Annotated in this window: 14 protein-coding genes; 9 read left to right on the plus strand and 5 right to left on the minus strand. The window is 71.4% G+C overall.

Going from position 1 to position 14,215, the window contains the following annotated elements; genetic code table 11:
- Positions 1 to 140 precede the first annotated feature (140 nt).
- Together ATC03_RS18615 and ATC03_RS18620 are read left to right on the plus strand one after the other, a co-directional pair.
- Complete coding sequence (locus ATC03_RS18615) at positions 141 to 1,592, plus strand: DUF6421 family protein (RefSeq protein ID WP_067880454.1); 1,452 nt, start codon at positions 141 to 143, stop codon at positions 1,590 to 1,592.
- Positions 1,593 to 1,704: 112 nt separating this feature from the next.
- Complete coding sequence (locus ATC03_RS18620; RefSeq protein ID WP_067880457.1) at positions 1,705 to 2,379, plus strand: SDR family NAD(P)-dependent oxidoreductase; 675 nt, start codon at positions 1,705 to 1,707, stop codon at positions 2,377 to 2,379.
- A 114-nt stretch (positions 2,380 to 2,493) separates the two neighbouring features.
- Here ATC03_RS18620 and ATC03_RS18625 read toward each other — a convergent pair whose 3' ends face one another.
- On the minus strand, positions 2,494 to 3,084 hold the full coding sequence (locus tag ATC03_RS18625) for a TetR/AcrR family transcriptional regulator (RefSeq protein WP_067880460.1): 591 nt from the start codon (positions 3,082 to 3,084) through the stop codon (positions 2,494 to 2,496).
- Between the two features lie 66 nt (positions 3,085 to 3,150).
- On the opposite strand from ATC03_RS18625, the gene ATC03_RS18630 reads away from it, so the two are divergent.
- Positions 3,151 to 4,005, plus strand: a complete 855-nt coding sequence (locus tag ATC03_RS18630) for an alpha/beta fold hydrolase (RefSeq protein WP_067880463.1) — start codon at positions 3,151 to 3,153, stop codon at positions 4,003 to 4,005.
- 10 nt (positions 4,006 to 4,015) lie between these two features.
- Here ATC03_RS18630 and ATC03_RS18635 read toward each other — a convergent pair whose 3' ends face one another.
- The gene (locus tag ATC03_RS18635) at positions 4,016 to 5,074 is read right to left on the minus strand and encodes a hypothetical protein (protein WP_067880466.1); all 1,059 of its coding nucleotides are present in this window, start codon (positions 5,072 to 5,074) and stop codon (positions 4,016 to 4,018) included.
- A 128-nt stretch (positions 5,075 to 5,202) separates the two neighbouring features.
- Here ATC03_RS18635 and ATC03_RS18640 point away from each other — a divergent pair, with 128 nt between their 5' ends.
- The gene (locus tag ATC03_RS18640; protein ID WP_067880469.1) at positions 5,203 to 5,589 is read left to right on the plus strand and encodes a phage holin family protein; all 387 of its coding nucleotides are present in this window, start codon (positions 5,203 to 5,205) and stop codon (positions 5,587 to 5,589) included.
- 69 nt (positions 5,590 to 5,658) lie between these two features.
- On the opposite strand, the gene ATC03_RS18645 is transcribed toward ATC03_RS18640, so the two are convergent.
- Positions 5,659 to 7,014, minus strand: a complete 1,356-nt coding sequence (locus tag ATC03_RS18645; protein ID WP_067880472.1) for an MFS transporter — start codon at positions 7,012 to 7,014, stop codon at positions 5,659 to 5,661.
- Positions 7,015 to 7,214: 200 nt separating this feature from the next.
- Between ATC03_RS18645 and ATC03_RS18650 the strand changes: the two genes are divergently transcribed.
- The gene (locus tag ATC03_RS18650; RefSeq protein WP_067880475.1) at positions 7,215 to 8,060 is read left to right on the plus strand and encodes a PIG-L deacetylase family protein; all 846 of its coding nucleotides are present in this window, start codon (positions 7,215 to 7,217) and stop codon (positions 8,058 to 8,060) included.
- 89 nt (positions 8,061 to 8,149) lie between these two features.
- Positions 8,150 to 8,968 carry an alpha/beta fold hydrolase gene (locus ATC03_RS18655; RefSeq protein ID WP_067880477.1) on the plus strand — a complete coding sequence of 273 codons (819 nt, stop codon included), beginning with the start codon at positions 8,150 to 8,152 and terminating at the stop codon, positions 8,966 to 8,968.
- 16 nt (positions 8,969 to 8,984) lie between these two features.
- Here ATC03_RS18655 and ATC03_RS18660 read toward each other — a convergent pair whose 3' ends face one another.
- A complete protein-coding gene (locus tag ATC03_RS18660; protein WP_067880480.1) occupies positions 8,985 to 10,418 on the minus strand; it encodes an FAD-binding oxidoreductase in 1,434 nt (477 codons plus the stop codon).
- 46 nt (positions 10,419 to 10,464) lie between these two features.
- Positions 10,465 to 11,058 (minus strand): EXPERA domain-containing protein, encoded by a 594-nt coding sequence (locus tag ATC03_RS18665; protein ID WP_067882599.1) that lies wholly within the window; start codon positions 11,056 to 11,058, stop codon positions 10,465 to 10,467.
- A 209-nt stretch (positions 11,059 to 11,267) separates the two neighbouring features.
- On the opposite strand from ATC03_RS18665, the gene ATC03_RS18670 reads away from it, so the two are divergent.
- The 3 genes from ATC03_RS18670 to ATC03_RS18680 all read left to right on the plus strand — a co-directional run bounded on the left by ATC03_RS18670 (position 11,268) and on the right by ATC03_RS18680 (position 14,132).
- Complete coding sequence (locus tag ATC03_RS18670) at positions 11,268 to 12,698, plus strand: histidine kinase (protein WP_067880483.1); 1,431 nt, start codon at positions 11,268 to 11,270, stop codon at positions 12,696 to 12,698.
- Positions 12,695 to 13,447: a response regulator gene (locus tag ATC03_RS18675; RefSeq protein WP_067880486.1), complete on the plus strand. Its 753-nt coding sequence runs from the start codon at positions 12,695 to 12,697 to the stop codon at positions 13,445 to 13,447. The genes ATC03_RS18670 and ATC03_RS18675 overlap by 4 nt, the downstream gene beginning before the upstream one ends.
- Positions 13,448 to 13,532: 85 nt before the next feature.
- The gene (locus tag ATC03_RS18680; protein WP_067880489.1) at positions 13,533 to 14,132 is read left to right on the plus strand and encodes a class I SAM-dependent methyltransferase; all 600 of its coding nucleotides are present in this window, start codon (positions 13,533 to 13,535) and stop codon (positions 14,130 to 14,132) included.
- Positions 14,133 to 14,215 lie beyond the last annotated feature (83 nt).

The following is a 14,215-nucleotide window of genomic DNA, read 5'->3' on the forward strand; positions in this document are numbered from 1 at the left end:
CGTTTTCGAGCCCCGACGCAACAATCGTGCGCCGGTTCTCAACCAATCGCACCCGAATGCCTTCTACCCTTGAACGGTGCGGCGATTCTCACCGCACGTCGAGTGCCGATCGGCACGCATCCCGAGGAACGGAGGTTCATATGTCGAGCACCACTGCCGACCCCATCATCGGAGAACCCGAGGTCCTCGAAGACGAGATCACCGCTTCCAACATCGCCCTCGCCGACGGCGTCGAGACCGACCCGGCCTGGCTCGCACTCAAGGCCGCCGCCACCGAACTGCAGGGCCTGCAGGGCAAGGACGGCTCGGTCGGCGAGGCCGACGACCACGCCCGAGCGGGCGACCTCGTCGACGCGATCGTCGCGTCGATCGACGCGATCGCACCGCGGTTCCCCCACGAGCGGGAGTACCTCGCGGCATCCGTCGTCGACTTCCGCCGCTGGCAGGCCGAGGCGTTCGGCGTGCCCGACTTCCTCGACTCGCTCCTGGCCTTCCAGCCGCAGCGGCATCGCATCGACGGCATCCGCCACCTCGTCGTGTTCCCGATGGTCACGCAGAACGGCTCGCCCGACCGCCACGTCGAGGCGCTCGTCGTCGAGACGATCTGGCCCGAATTCATCGCCGAGCTCGAGGCCGGCGACTACGGCAACAAGCTCTTCGTGAGCCTGCGGCTCGTCGACTTCACGCCCGGCTACGACACGAACTCGGCGGTGCTGTTCCCCGAGACCGTCGCGATGCGCGAGATCCCGCCGTTCACGTGGGGCGCGATCTTCCAGGACCGCGAGGCGGCGCGCTACCGCAGAGTCGTGCGCGCGGCATCCGAGATCACGAAGCTCGACCTGCCGGCCGACGCCGCGGCACTGCTCGACGACCAGGAGCTCGCCGAGCGCACGTTCGTGATGTGGGACATCATCCACGACCGCACGCACATGCGCGGCGACCTGCCGTTCGACCCGTTCATGATCAAGCAGCGCATGCCGTTCTTCCTGTATTCGCTCGAGGAGCTGCGCTGCGACCTCACCGCGTTCCGCGAGTCGGTCAAGATCCAGCGCACGCTCGACGCCCGCCTCGCCGCGGGTGAGACGCTCACCGACGTCGAGGAGCAGATGCGGTCGACCGGCAAGCTCGTGCAGTACGCCGTGATCTTCGACCGCATCTTCCGCTTCGCGATCACCGGTTCGCGCGTGCGCAACTACGACGGGCTCGGCGGCCAGCTGCTGTTCGCGTGGCTGCACCGCAAGCACGTGCTCGAGTGGACCGACGTGAAGCTCACCTTCGACTGGGCCGCCGTGCCCGACGCGGTCGTCGAGCTGGGCGACGCGATCGACGAGCTCTACTGGAAGTCGATCGACCGACCGAAGACCGTGCACTGGCTCGCCGCGTACGAGCTCGTGACGAGCGTCGTCACGCCGAACCCGGCGTCGATGTGGGCCGAGGGGCTGCCGCGCGAGGTGCTCGCCGGCCCGCCCAAGGGCTACACCGACCTCGTCATGGACGACGAGTTCCCGCTGTCGATGTTCTTCGAGGCGCTCGACAAGAAGATGAAGCCGGTCATCGAGTCGACGGTCGGCATCACGGGCGCGACCGCCTGACCGCCCCATCGGTGGTCGAGTAGCGACGAAGGAGCGTATCGAGACCCGCGCTCGCGACCTGGTCTCGATTCGCTTCGCTCCTCGACCACCGGGCCGAGAGGAGAATGACGACATGACCGACCAGCCCACCGAACTCGAAGGCCGCACCGTCCTGATCGCGGGGGCCACCAGCGCCTCCGGCCGCGCCGTCGCGCAGGCACTGCTCGACGCGGGCGCTCGCGTGGTCGCGGTCGGCAGCGATCAGGCGCGCATCGACGCCCTCGAGGCCGAGATCCCGGGTGTCGTCGGCGAGGTGGCCGACCTCACCGACGGCGACGACGTGCTCGAACTCGCGATGCGCGTGCACGCGAGTGTCGGCGACGTCGACGGCGTGATCCACCTCGTGGGCGGATGGCGCGGCGGCGGCGGCATCGCCGGCCAGACCAACGAGGACTACGAGTTCCTCGCGCGCTCGTTCACGGCGCTCCGGTACGTGAGCCGCGCCTTCTACGACGACCTCGTCGCCTCGCCCGCGGGCCGCGTCGCGATGGTCTCCTCGACCACGGTCGACGCGCCCACGGCCGGCGGCGCCAACTACACGGCGGTCAAGGCCGCGAGCGAGTCCTGGATGCGCTCCCTCGCCCAGGGTTTCGCGAAGGCCGACGCACCGGCCGCGGCCGTGACGTTCCGCGTGAAGTCGCTCGCCGGACTCGAGGGTGTGCTCGCGGCCTCCGTCGTCGAACTCTGGAACACGGATGCCGCGGCCGCGCGCGACCTCAACGGAACCGTGGTCGAGCTCACCGCGTAGGCGACCCGCTTCGCGGCACCCGCGCCTCGGCCGCACACGAACCGGCGGTCGAACGGCCGGCCGCACCCGAAGGGCCGGTCGCAACCTCGCGCAGGACTCGTCGACGGGCCTCTTTCATGGTCGATCGGGAACGGGGTCGAGCACGGCATCGAGCAGCTCGGCGAGCGCGAGCTCGACCTCCGACGGCGCGAGCCCCCCATCGGCGCGAAGGATGCGCCACGTCGTGGCATCGCAGACGGCGACCACCTGGGCCAGGCGGCGTGCGCGCACGGGTTCGTCTGCCGGAAGCCGGTCGGCGAAGACCCGGCGGCACCAGTCGACGTGGTACGCCCGGCCGCGAATCGCCAGCTCGGGCAGGCCCGGCACGAGCGAGGCCTCGGCGTACATCTTGAGGATCAGCGACCCGTAGCGCTCGTAGTGCTGCACGAGCGCAGCGAGCACCGCGGCCGGCCCGGGATCGGCGACCAGCTCGCGGGCTTCGACGATGCGCGCGAGCTCGCGCTCGACGACCGCGACCATGAGCCCGGACTTGCCCCCGAACCGGCGGATGACGGTCTGCACGGTGACCTCCGCGTCGGCCGCGACGTCGTCGAGCCGGATGCGCTCGTAGGGCGATTCGGCGAACCGCTCGAGCATGGCGTCGAGGATGCGTTCTCCGGTTCGCTCGGCCGACTCGGCGCGGGCCGACATGCGGTACGAGCGCATCGGCTCTCCCGTCGCCTGCTGGGACCCCCCTCGACTTTTCATGTGACTCAGGTTAACATCATATTCATGTCAGTCTCACTCACATCAAATGAAGAACTCTTGGTCGTGCCGAGCCGTCTGGGGGACCTCTCCGTGCGAGCGGTGGGCGCGGTCGACGGACACCCGACCGTGCTGTGGTCGTCGATGTTCGTCGACAGCCGCACCTGGGATCGCATGCTGCCGACGCTGCTCCGCAAGGCGCCCGACCGCAGCTACCTGCTGATCGACCCGCCCGGACTCGGGCGCAGCGAGGCGCTGCACCGCCGAAGCACGATCGCCGAGGCGGCCTCCGCCGCTCGCGACGCGCTCGACTCCCTCGCCGTACGGCAGCCCGTCGACTGGGTCGGCAACGCCTTCGGCGGTCACGTCGGCTACGAACTCGCGGCGCAGCCGGGCCTGCTTCGGTCGCTCGTCGCGATCAGCGCACCGGTCGAGCCGATCGCGCCCGCGCTTCGCCGGAAGATCCAGCTGCTGAAGCCGCTGCTGCAGGCGTTCGGCGCCGTCGGCCCGGTGCGCGCCGCGGTGATCGAGGCGATGCTGACGGATGCCTCGGCAGCCGACCCGGCGATCCTCGGCGTGGTGATCGAGAGCCTCGACCGGCCGTCGAGGGCCAGCATGGCCCTGGCCCTCCGCTCGTTCATCCTCGACCGGGTCGACGTGTCGTCGCTCCTGCCCCGCATCGGCGTGCCGAGCCTCTACCTCGCGAGCGATGACCGCGGCGATTGGTCGCCCCACGATGCCGAACGTGCCGCCTCGCTCACCCCGAACGCACGAGCGCTGACGATCGCCGGCGCCCGCACCCTGGTGCCGCTCGAGCAGCCCGACGCCGTCGCGCAGCAGCTGCTCGCGTTCTGGAGCGACCTCGCAACGAGTGACCGGTAGCCGAACGCGGTCAGTCGAACGTGCGGTACCCGCTCGAGCCGAGGCCGGTCGCCCAGCACCCACCGCCGGCGTTCGTATCGGTCGTGTCACCGAAGGCCGCGAGGTTCCACTGCGCCTTCGCCATCTCACTCAGCCCTGACGGGCGCGCGGGCGATCCGTCGGGCGAGTCGAAGGCGGGGTTCCAGTACTCCCAGTAGCGGTACTCGTAGCCGAGTTCGGCCATGCACGAACGCACGGCCGCCTGGAACTCGAGCCAGTTCTCGCGCTCGGTCGGCACGTCGGGCGCCGGGGCCGCGGGCACGGGCGCGCTGAGCGGCGTGCCGGCCGCCTCGGCAGCCGCGGCCGCGTTCATCGCCTGCGCGCGGCATCCGTCGTCCGCGTTCGCGGAGCCGCGAAGCGCGTTCGACCAGGCCGTCGCCTCGTCGGCCGTGAGGCCGGCGGGCTGGGGGCTGCCGCCGAGCCACCACTGCCAGTCGAGGTACTCGAACCCCGCGTCGGCCATGCATGAGCGCACCACGGCTTCGCGGCCGAGCCAAGCCGCCTTCTCGTCATCGCTCACGAAGGCGGGGTCGCCGGGCGTCAGGTACGGGTTGTACTCGGGCGACAGCGGATCGCTCGGATCGCGCGGCTCGGGCCCGTCCGGTGCGTCATCGACGGGAGGGGGCGGCGTCGGGGTGGGCGCGGGCGTCGCGTCGGGCGTCGGCACCGGTGCGGGGGGCGGGGTCTTCGCGGGCGCGCGGCCCGACCGGTCGCCGCCCTGGTCGCTCGCCCCGTCGCCGATCGGGCGCACGCCGGAGGCATCGGTGCCGATGTCGCCATTCGAGGTGCCGCTGGGGCCGAGCACCTTCGCGAGAAGCACTGCAGGGGACGCATCGTCTCCGCCGGCCGCGTGCACGCCGGCCGTCGCACCCAGTGCGCAGAGCGCCAGCACGCCCGCTGCGCCGATGCCGAGAACCTTGGCGCTCGGGCCGCGTCGGGCCGGCGTTCGGGCTCGGTCGGGCCCCGTACCGTCGGCGGTGCGGGTGGTCGACGCCGCTCGGCGGCGAGTGATTCCACGACGCAGTGACATCATCCGATCCTACCAACGCCCCCCGTTCGGGGTACAGCCCGGCACAGGGCATGCTCAGGTCCACCGAAACCGCGGCCAGACCGGGCAAGATCCTCGCCCGACCGGCGCCCGGGCGATACGCTCACGGCATGGTGCGCACCCTGGTGAATCTGGCGATCTTCCTCGCGACGGCGGCGATCGCGCTGCTCCTCGCCTCCCTGCTCATTCCCGGCTTCCACCTGGACCCCGCGGGCTTCGTCGTGGCGATCCTCGTGTTCGCCATCGCGCAGGCGCTCGTCGAATGGCTCGTGCGCAGCATCTTCCACAGGTCCGCGCCCACGGTCGCAGGCATCGCGGGCCTGATCTCGACCTTCCTCGCGCTGTGGATCACCTCGCTGTTCGGCGGCGTGAAGTTCGACGGCATCGGCGCCTGGATCCTCGCGACCGTCGTCGTCTGGCTGATCACCGCGATCCTCGGCTGGGTCGCCGCGAAGTTCATCTCACCGCGGTTCGACCGCAGCGCAGCCCGGCGCTGACCGCGCGGAGCCGCCTGGCCTGGCCCGTTCGGGCACGATCGGCGCGATCGGGCGAGCGGATGCCGCGGCTCACGCCCCGCGCACACCGCCGGGCTCATCGGGCGCGGCGTCCGTCACGGCCTCCGTCGCCGACGAGGGCTCGCCGACCTCGCCCGTGACGGTCGCGACATCCGCCGCCTCACCGCTGCGGCGGCTCAGCCAGATGAACGGCACGGCCGCGGCCTGCACGAGCCCGCTCAGCGCGAGCGAGAACGGGTAGCCCCAGACATCCGCCGACCGCCCGAGCACGGGCTGCACCGCGGCCGCCCCCGCACTGCCGATGAGCGAGTCGAACGAGAGCACCGTGGCCCGCTGGCTCGACGGGATCATGTCGTTCAGGTACGCCTGGCGCACCGGCCCGGCGGCCGCGTCGATGAGCGCCCACAGCACGAGCAGTGCGAGGGCGACCCAGAAGCTGCGGTTCACGCCGAGCACGACGAGGATGCCCGCGCTCACGCCCACCGCGAGCATGATCGACGTCGTGCGCTTGCGGAATCGGCGACGCAGCCACGGCGCGACCAGTCCGCCGATGATCTGCGACCCGGCGACGATGCCCGCGGCGAGCCCCGCGATCGAGTACGCGCCCTCGTCGCCCCAGAGCTCGAGCAGATAGGGCTGCAGCGCGTAGAAGACGTAGAAGCCGACGCCCGTCGTGAACGCGGACGCGAGCATCATGTAGCGCACGCCGGGCCTGCCGAGGCCGTACTTCACGGATGCCGTGAGCACGTGCTTCGTGGCCGTGATCGGGTGTCCCCGATCCGCCGGGGTGAACCCCAGGTCGCGCATGAGCAGCGCCGCGACCACGAACATGAGCACCAGCACGCCCGCGCGCATGAGGAACGGCACCCCGAGATCGGTCGCCTGCGCGACAACGCCGCCGAGCGTCGAGCCGCCGAGCATGGCGATGCCCGCGACCGACACCCCGCGTCCGAACACCTGCTCGAGGCTGCCCGTGTAGCCCGTGGCCGTGAGCGCGTCGACGAGCCACGCCTCGACCGCGCCCGAGAAGAACGTGAAGCCGAGCCCGAGCAGCACCGACACGAGCGCCCACGCCCAGAACGGCGAGTGCCACACCCACAGCAGGTAGTACAGCACGGTCGTCACGGCCAGCGTGACCGTGCCGAGGAGGTACGACACCCGCCGCCCGAGCGTGTCGGCGATCACGCCCGTCGGCACCTCGAACACGACCATGCCGATCGAGAAGAACGAGTTCGCGGCGAACGCCTCGAGGTTCGTCAGCCCCGCGTCGAGCAGGAACAGCGTGTTGATGCCCCAGATGAACGAGGCCGCAAGCGTGTTGCCGATGAGCAGCGTGAAGTAGACGGCCTGCACGCGGCCCGGCGTGGAGGACGGCGCCGACGGCGTCGCTGCCGTGGGGGCGCTCATCGCGGGAACCGGCTCACCCGCCCATCCTCCGCCTGCGGCGTCCGCGCCGCCACCCGCCGAGGTCTCAAACCCCGCCACCGAAACCCGAGCGCGGTTCGGCCATCCGGATGCCGCGGGGTAGCATGCTGCCACCCCCACGCCCGTGGCACCAGGCGCACCCACGCCGCCGCGCGGCATCCGCTCGACCCGAAAGCACCCCCATGCGCAAGCGCACCGTCGCGCTCATCACCGTCTCGGCCGTCGTCCTCGCCCTCGCCGGCGGGGTCTACTGGGCGGGGCGAGACCTCTTCCACGAGCCCTCCGCGAAGGGCGTCGAGTCCGTCGTCGGCGAGCTCGGCGGCACCCGCGTGCTCGGCGTCTTCGCGCACCCCGACGACGAGCAGACCGTCAACGGCCTCTTCTTCCGCGCCAAGCACCGCGACGGCGCCTACACCGCCATGATCACGGCGACGCGTGGCGAGGCCGGCGAGCAGGGGCCGGTGGTCGGGCGCCAGGAGGATCTCGGCGACATCCGCAAGGCCGAGGCCCTGAAGAACAGCTTCAACCTCGGCGTCGACGAGCACGAGGTCTGGGACTACCCCGACGGCGGCGTGCCCGAGGCCGACGAAGACGAGCTGGTCGACCGCGTCGCCGCCACGATGCGCCGCGTGAAGCCCGACGTCGTGGTGACGTTCTGGCCCGAGAGCGGCGCCACCGGCCACAAGGACCACATGCAGATGGGGCACGTGACCGAGCTCGCGATCGCCCAGCTCGAGGAGGCCGGGGGCTCGTACACCGGCCCCGACCAGATCGCCTACACGATCAGCCCGACCAAGGCGCTCATCGCGTTCGGCGGCAAGGTCGGGGCGTTCGTCGTCGCCAACCAGCCCGAGCCGAACTACGCGATGCCCGCCGAGGTCGGCACGAAGTTCGAGGGATGGCAGATCCACGCCTCGCAGCGCGACTTCATGCCCGAGTCGTACATCCTGCCCACCTGGGCGATCTACGCCCTCTGGGACCACGAGTTCTACCGCACGCGCGACCTGGCGGCCGAGCCGCTGGGCTGAGCTGGGCTGAGCTCGGCTGAGCCCGGCCTGACGATCGAGTCGCCTCAGCCTGGCGCCATCCCCCGATACCGGACAGAATCGAGCACACCATGCCGAGCATCACGAGTTCCGACGACGTCGACCTGCACTACCTCGAGTGGGGCGACCCCTCGGCGCGTACGGTCGTGCTGATCGCGGGGTTCAAGGCCGCCGCGACCAGCTGGCGGTACCAGGTCAAGCCGCTCGAGCGGGCGGGCCTGCGCGTCATCGCCTTCGACCGGCGCGGCCACGGCAGGTCGGGGGTCGGCCCTGCCGACGGGCACACCATGCGCCGGCACGGCGCCGACATCCGCGACCTGCTCGAGTCGCTCGACCTGCACGACGCGACCCTGGTCGGGCAGTCGATGGGCGCGAACTCGATCTGGGCGATGCTCCGGGCGACTCCGGATGCCGCGGCTCGCGTGCGCGACGTCGTCACCGTCGACCAGACGCCGAAGATGCTGAACGACGACGACTGGGCCCACGGGTTCTACGACTACGACGCCACGAACCGGGACACCTTCTTCGCGACGGGGATCCCCGATCCCGGGCGCTTCCCGGCGAAGGCCAAGGGCCTCGTGCGCATCGCTCGCATCCTGCGCGCGATGGAGCTGCCGAAGGGCGGGAAGCCGACGTTCACCGCCGCCGAGCTCGAGTTGCTGCACGACCACGCGATCGCCGATTGGCGCTCCACGATCGCCGCGACCTCTGTGCCGACACTCTTCGTCGCCGGCGCCGAGAGCGAGTTCTGGCCCTCGGCGCATGCCGCGGCATCCGCAGCCCTGAACTCGCTCGCGAGCTCGACCGTGATCGCGCACGACGGGCACGCCGCGAACATCGAGCAGCCCGCCCGCTTCAACGACGAGCTGCTGGCGTTCCTCGCGCGCTAGCTGTTCTGCTCCTCGCTCAGAACGCCTTGCCCGGGTTCAGCGTGCCCTTCGGGTCGAGCGCCTGCTTGATCGCCGCGTGCATCGCGATCACCCGGTCGCCGAGTTCGGCGCGCGCGCCGGGGAGCTTCAGCAGTCCAACGCCGTGCTCGCCCGTGACCGTTCCCCCGAGCGCGCGGCACTCGTCGACGATGCGGTCGAACGCGAGCTTCGCCCTGGCCTTCGCGGCGTCGTCGCCCTCGGGCGCGATGATGAGCGGGTGCAGGTTGCCGTCGCCCGCGTGCGCGATGTTCGCGATCACGACATCGAACTCGGCCGCCGCGGACTGGATGCGCGCGAGCATCTCGGGCACGGCGCCGCGCGGCACGCAGATGTCCTCGGTGAGCACCGGCCCGAGGCGCTCGAGCGCCGGGTACGCGAGCCGTCGAGCCACGAACAGCCGGTCGACCTCGTCGGCGTCCGCGGCCTGCTCGACCGAGAGCGCGCCGGCGCCGGTCATGAGGTCGGCGACGGATGCCGCGTGCCGCTCGCCGAGCGCAGCGACCTCGTCGACCTTGGCGAGCAGGAGCGTGTCGACCCCGTGCGGGAGCCCGAGCGACTGCCAGGCATCGACGGCCTCGATGCACGTGCGGTCGAGGATCTCGAGGGCCGACGGCACGATGCCCGACGCGCTGATCGCCGAAACGGCCTCGCCGGCGGCGATGAGCGAGCCGAAGGCGCCGACGACCGCACGCTCCTCGCGGCCCGCGAGCGGCAGCAGCTTCACGGTGACCTGCGTGATGATGCCGAGCGTGCCCTCCGACCCCACCATGAGCGCCGTCAGGTCGAAGCCCGTGACGCCCTTCGCCGTTCGTCGGCCGAGGTCGACGATCTCGCCGTCGGCGAGCACGACGCGCAACCCGAGCACGTAGTCGCGGGTCACGCCGTACTTCACGCAGCAGATGCCGCCGGCGTTCGTGGCCGCGTTGCCGCCGATCGTCGAGATGCGGTAGCTCGCCGGGTCGGGCGGATACCAGAGGCCCTGCTCGGCGACCGCCTGCCGCAGCGTGTCGTTGATGACGCCCGCCTCGGCGACCGCGAATCGCTCCGCGGCGTCGATCTCGACGATGCGGGTCATGCGCTCGAGCGAGAGCACGATGCCGTCGGCCACCGCGTTGGCCCCGCCCGACAGCCCGGTGCCCCCACCTCGCGGAACCACGCGGGCTCCGGATGCCGCCGCCAGCCGCACGACGGCGGCCACATCCCCTTCGTGCTCGGCGAGCACCACGGCGAGCGGGAGCTCGAACGGCGCCCACTCTGCGTCGTCGTGCGCGTACTCGGCGAGCGCTGCGGCATCCGTCACCACCTGGTCGGCGCGCAGCAGTCGCTGCAGTTCCGCGACGACGGCCCCTCGGTCGACGACCGGCCGGGCGTCGATGGGTGCGGCGTGGTTCGGAGGTGCGGCACTGCTCATGCGTGCGAGCCTAACCGCGCCCGCCGAGCGTCCCGAAGCCGCCCGGTCAGAACCTGCGCGCGAACGGCCGCGGCTTGCGCATGCGCACGAGCAGCACGATCGGCACGAGCACGTAGGGCAGGTTGAACGCGAGGAACTTGACCGGGTTCGGCGTGACCCACTCCGGCTCGCCGAAGAACTCGACGCCGAACACGATGATGCCCGTGATGGTCGAGATCATGGTCGCGTAGATGACGCTCGGCAGCTGGATCCAGTTCCACCCGCGCACGAGCGAGATCACCAGCACGATGTAGAACGGCATGTAGACGAAGGCCGACAGGCCGGTCACGATGCGCATCCACGTCGGCGGCTCCATGAACAGCGGGTCGGTGTCGTGGGCGTACCACCAGTTCGAGTTCACGAAGAAGTTCGACGACGGCTGCGAGAAGTCGACCCCGATCGACGGCAGCAGGTCGCTGATCAGGCTCGTGATCGTGAACAGCGAGAACATCACGATGAAGAACCAGTCGAACCGGCGCTCCCGCAGGCCCAGGTTCGGCGGTCGGCACGGGTCGACGGTCGCGTGGGCGGTCGGGTCGACGGATGCCGCGGCGGCCGGCCCGGCCTCGGTGGCGCCATCGGGCGGGGTCACTGCGGTCATGGGGCCCGAGCGTACTGGTTCGGCGATCGCTCGCGCCATGCCGACGCGCCCGCCCATCGAGATGCCGGAAGCTGTCGGCATCGGTCCCACGGATCCGACGACGAGTGGCATCTCGGGCGGGCTCGGGCGGGCGGCGCGCCGTCGCGCGCCGGGCGGAAGTCCGCCGCACGACGGATCCGCCCGCGGCATCCGCTCGCTAGCGTTGGAGGATGAGCGCCACCGTTGCACCGCCCGTGATCGACGGGGTCGAGTGGGTGCGCCCGCGGCCCGACCGTCGCGCGTACCGCCACGACGTGATCCTCGCCCTCGTGCTCGCCGCCGCCACCGGGGCGAGCGTCGTGCTGTACCGCATCACGGGCATGACCGAGAACGGCCCGTGGTGGGGCGCTGCACTCTGGGCGGTCGGCATGACGCTGCCGCTCGCGGCTCGCCGCCGGTGGCCCGAGGTCGTCGCGATCGTCGCCTCGGCGGTGTTCGTGGCGGGCTCGATGACCGGCGTGATCGAACTGCTCTTCTCCAACATCGCGCTCTTCATCGCCATCTACACCGTCGGCGCCTGGAGCCGCTCGCGGGTGAGGGCCAACCTCGTGCGCGGGGCGATCGTCATCTCCATGTTCGGCTGGCTGTTCTGGGGCCTCATCACCTCGTCGTTGGCGCAGGACTTCCTCCCCGAGCTCGACCGCGACGGACTGCTGTCGCCGTTCGTCGCCTACAGCCTCATCAACGTACTCACGAACCTGCTGTACTTCGGCGGCGCGTGGTACTTCGGCGACACCGCCTACCGGTCGGCGCGGGCCAGGGCCGAGCTCGAGCAGCGCACCGCCGAGCTCGCGGCCGAGCGCGAACGCACCAGGGTGCAGGCCGTCGCCCTCGAGCGGCTGCGCATCGCCCGCGAGCTGCACGACGTGGTCGCGCACCACGTGTCGGTGATCGGCGTGCAGGCGGGTGCCGCACGCCGGGTGCTCGCGAAGGATCCGGATGCCGCGGCCGCGGCGCTCTCGTCGATCGAGTCGAGCGCACGCGACGCCGTCGACGAACTGCACGGCCTGCTCGGCACGCTGCGCGGCGAAGCCGACACGGGTTCGATCGACGTGGCCCCCGGCATCGGTGACGACGGGCCGTTGACGGCCAGCACCTCGACGCGCTGCATCGAACGCATCGACGAGCTCGTCGCCGACAGCGCCACGAGCGGCCTGGCGGTGACCCTCTCCGTCGTCGGCGAGGCGCGCCCGGTCTCCGCGGTCGTCGACCTCAGCGCCTATCGCATCGCGCAGGAGGCGCTCACCAACGTTCGCAAGCACGCCGGGCCGTCGGCGACCACCGAGGTGCGAGTGCGGTGGGATGCCGACGCCGTCGAAGTCGAGGTGACGAACACGGGCACCGCGACCAGGGCGGCCGTCGGGCCGTCGACCGAGGCGGCCGGCTGGGGGGTCCGCGGTGCGGCCGGCGGCGGCAGCGCGGGCAGCGGCAGGAGCCCCGTCGCCGGCGGACATGGCGCGGCCGGCGGCGGACTCGGCCAGCTCGGCATGCGCGAGCGGGTGGGTGCGGCCGGCGGCACGCTCGAGGTGGGCCCACGGGCGCGGGGCGGGTACCTCGTGCGCGCACGCTTCCCGCTTCGTCGCGAGGGGGTCGCCTCGTGAGCATCCGCGTGCTCGTCGTCGACGACCAGAGCCTCGTCCGCGCCGGCTTCCGCACGATCCTCGATTCCGAGGACGGCATCGAGGTCGTCGGCGAGGCGTCCGACGGTGCGGCGGCGATCACCCAGGTCGCGGCCCTCCAGCCCGACGTCGTGTGCATGGACGTGCAGATGCCCGGCATGGACGGCCTCGAGGCCACCAGGCGCATCACAGCCGACGCGACCACCTCCGCCGCGGTGCTCGTGCTCACGACGTTCAACCGCGAGGACTACCTCTTCGAGGCCCTCGAGGCCGGCGCGAGCGGATTCCTGCTGAAGAACTCGAGCCCCGAGCAACTCATCGAGGCCGTGCAGGTCGTCGCCCGCGGCGACGCGCTGCTCTCACCCGACGTCACGCGTCGGGTCATCGAGGCCGTCGCGAGCCGAGCCGAGCGGATGCCGCGCGCCGGCGAGGTTCCCGAAACAGGCGCCGGCTCTGCCCTCGCGTCCGAAACCGGCGCACGCAGCTCATCGGTGGCGGCGATGCCGGTTTCCGGCTCGCCCGAGCTCGATTCGCTGACGGATCGCGAACGCGAGGTGCTCGAGTTCCTCGCCGAGGGCATCTCGAACGCCGAGATCGCCCAGCGCATGTGGGTGGGCGAGGCCACCGTGAAGACGCACGTTTCGAAGGTGCTCATGAAGCTCGGGCTGCGCGACCGCGTGCACGCCGTCGTCTACGCCTACGAGCACGGCATCGTGCGCCCCGGAAGCTGACGCCCGCGGCCCCGTGTCTCGGGCCTCGGTCGGCGTCGGACGGCCGGCCGTTCGGACCCCGGTGCACGGCGCTACGCTCGACGCCATGGCCGAGACCACTGAGGCGTACTCCCGCCGAGCCGCCGAGTACATCGACCGGCTCGGGTCCATGAGCGCGGTGCACGCCTCGGATCGCCAGCTCATCGACAACTGGATCGAGCTCGTCGACGGCCCGGTGCTCGACGCGGGCTGCGGACCGGGGCACTGGACGGACTACCTCGCGGGCCGCGGACTCGATGCCCGTGGCATCGACCTCGTTCCCGGCTTCCTCGAGTACGCCCGCGCGACCCACCCCGGAGTCCGGTTTGACACCGGGAGCATCGACCGGATCGAGCAGGCGGACGACTCGCTCGGCGGCGTGCTCTCGTGGTTCTCGACGATCCACCACCACCCGTCGCGCATCGCCGTGCCGATCGGCGAGTTCGCCAGGGTGCTCCGTCCGGGCGGTGTGCTGGTGCTCGGCTTCTTCGAGGGCCCCGCACTCGAGGAGTTCGACCACGCGGTGGCACCCGCCTGGCGATGGCCGGCACCCGAGCTGCACCGCCTCCTCGAGGAGTGCGGCTTCGAGACCCTCGAGACCCACCTGCGCACCGGCCAGGGTCATCGCCCACTGGGCGCGATCCTCTGTCGGCTGCAACACCCCTAGGCGTGCGACAGATACCGGGCCAGTCGCGCCTCGCTCGCGAACCTCGGCTTCCCGTACGGGTCGATCCCCGCACCTCGCGAATC

It is taken from the genome of Agromyces aureus (assembly GCF_001660485.1).
Taxonomy (GTDB): Bacteria; Actinomycetota; Actinomycetes; order Actinomycetales; family Microbacteriaceae; genus Agromyces; species Agromyces aureus.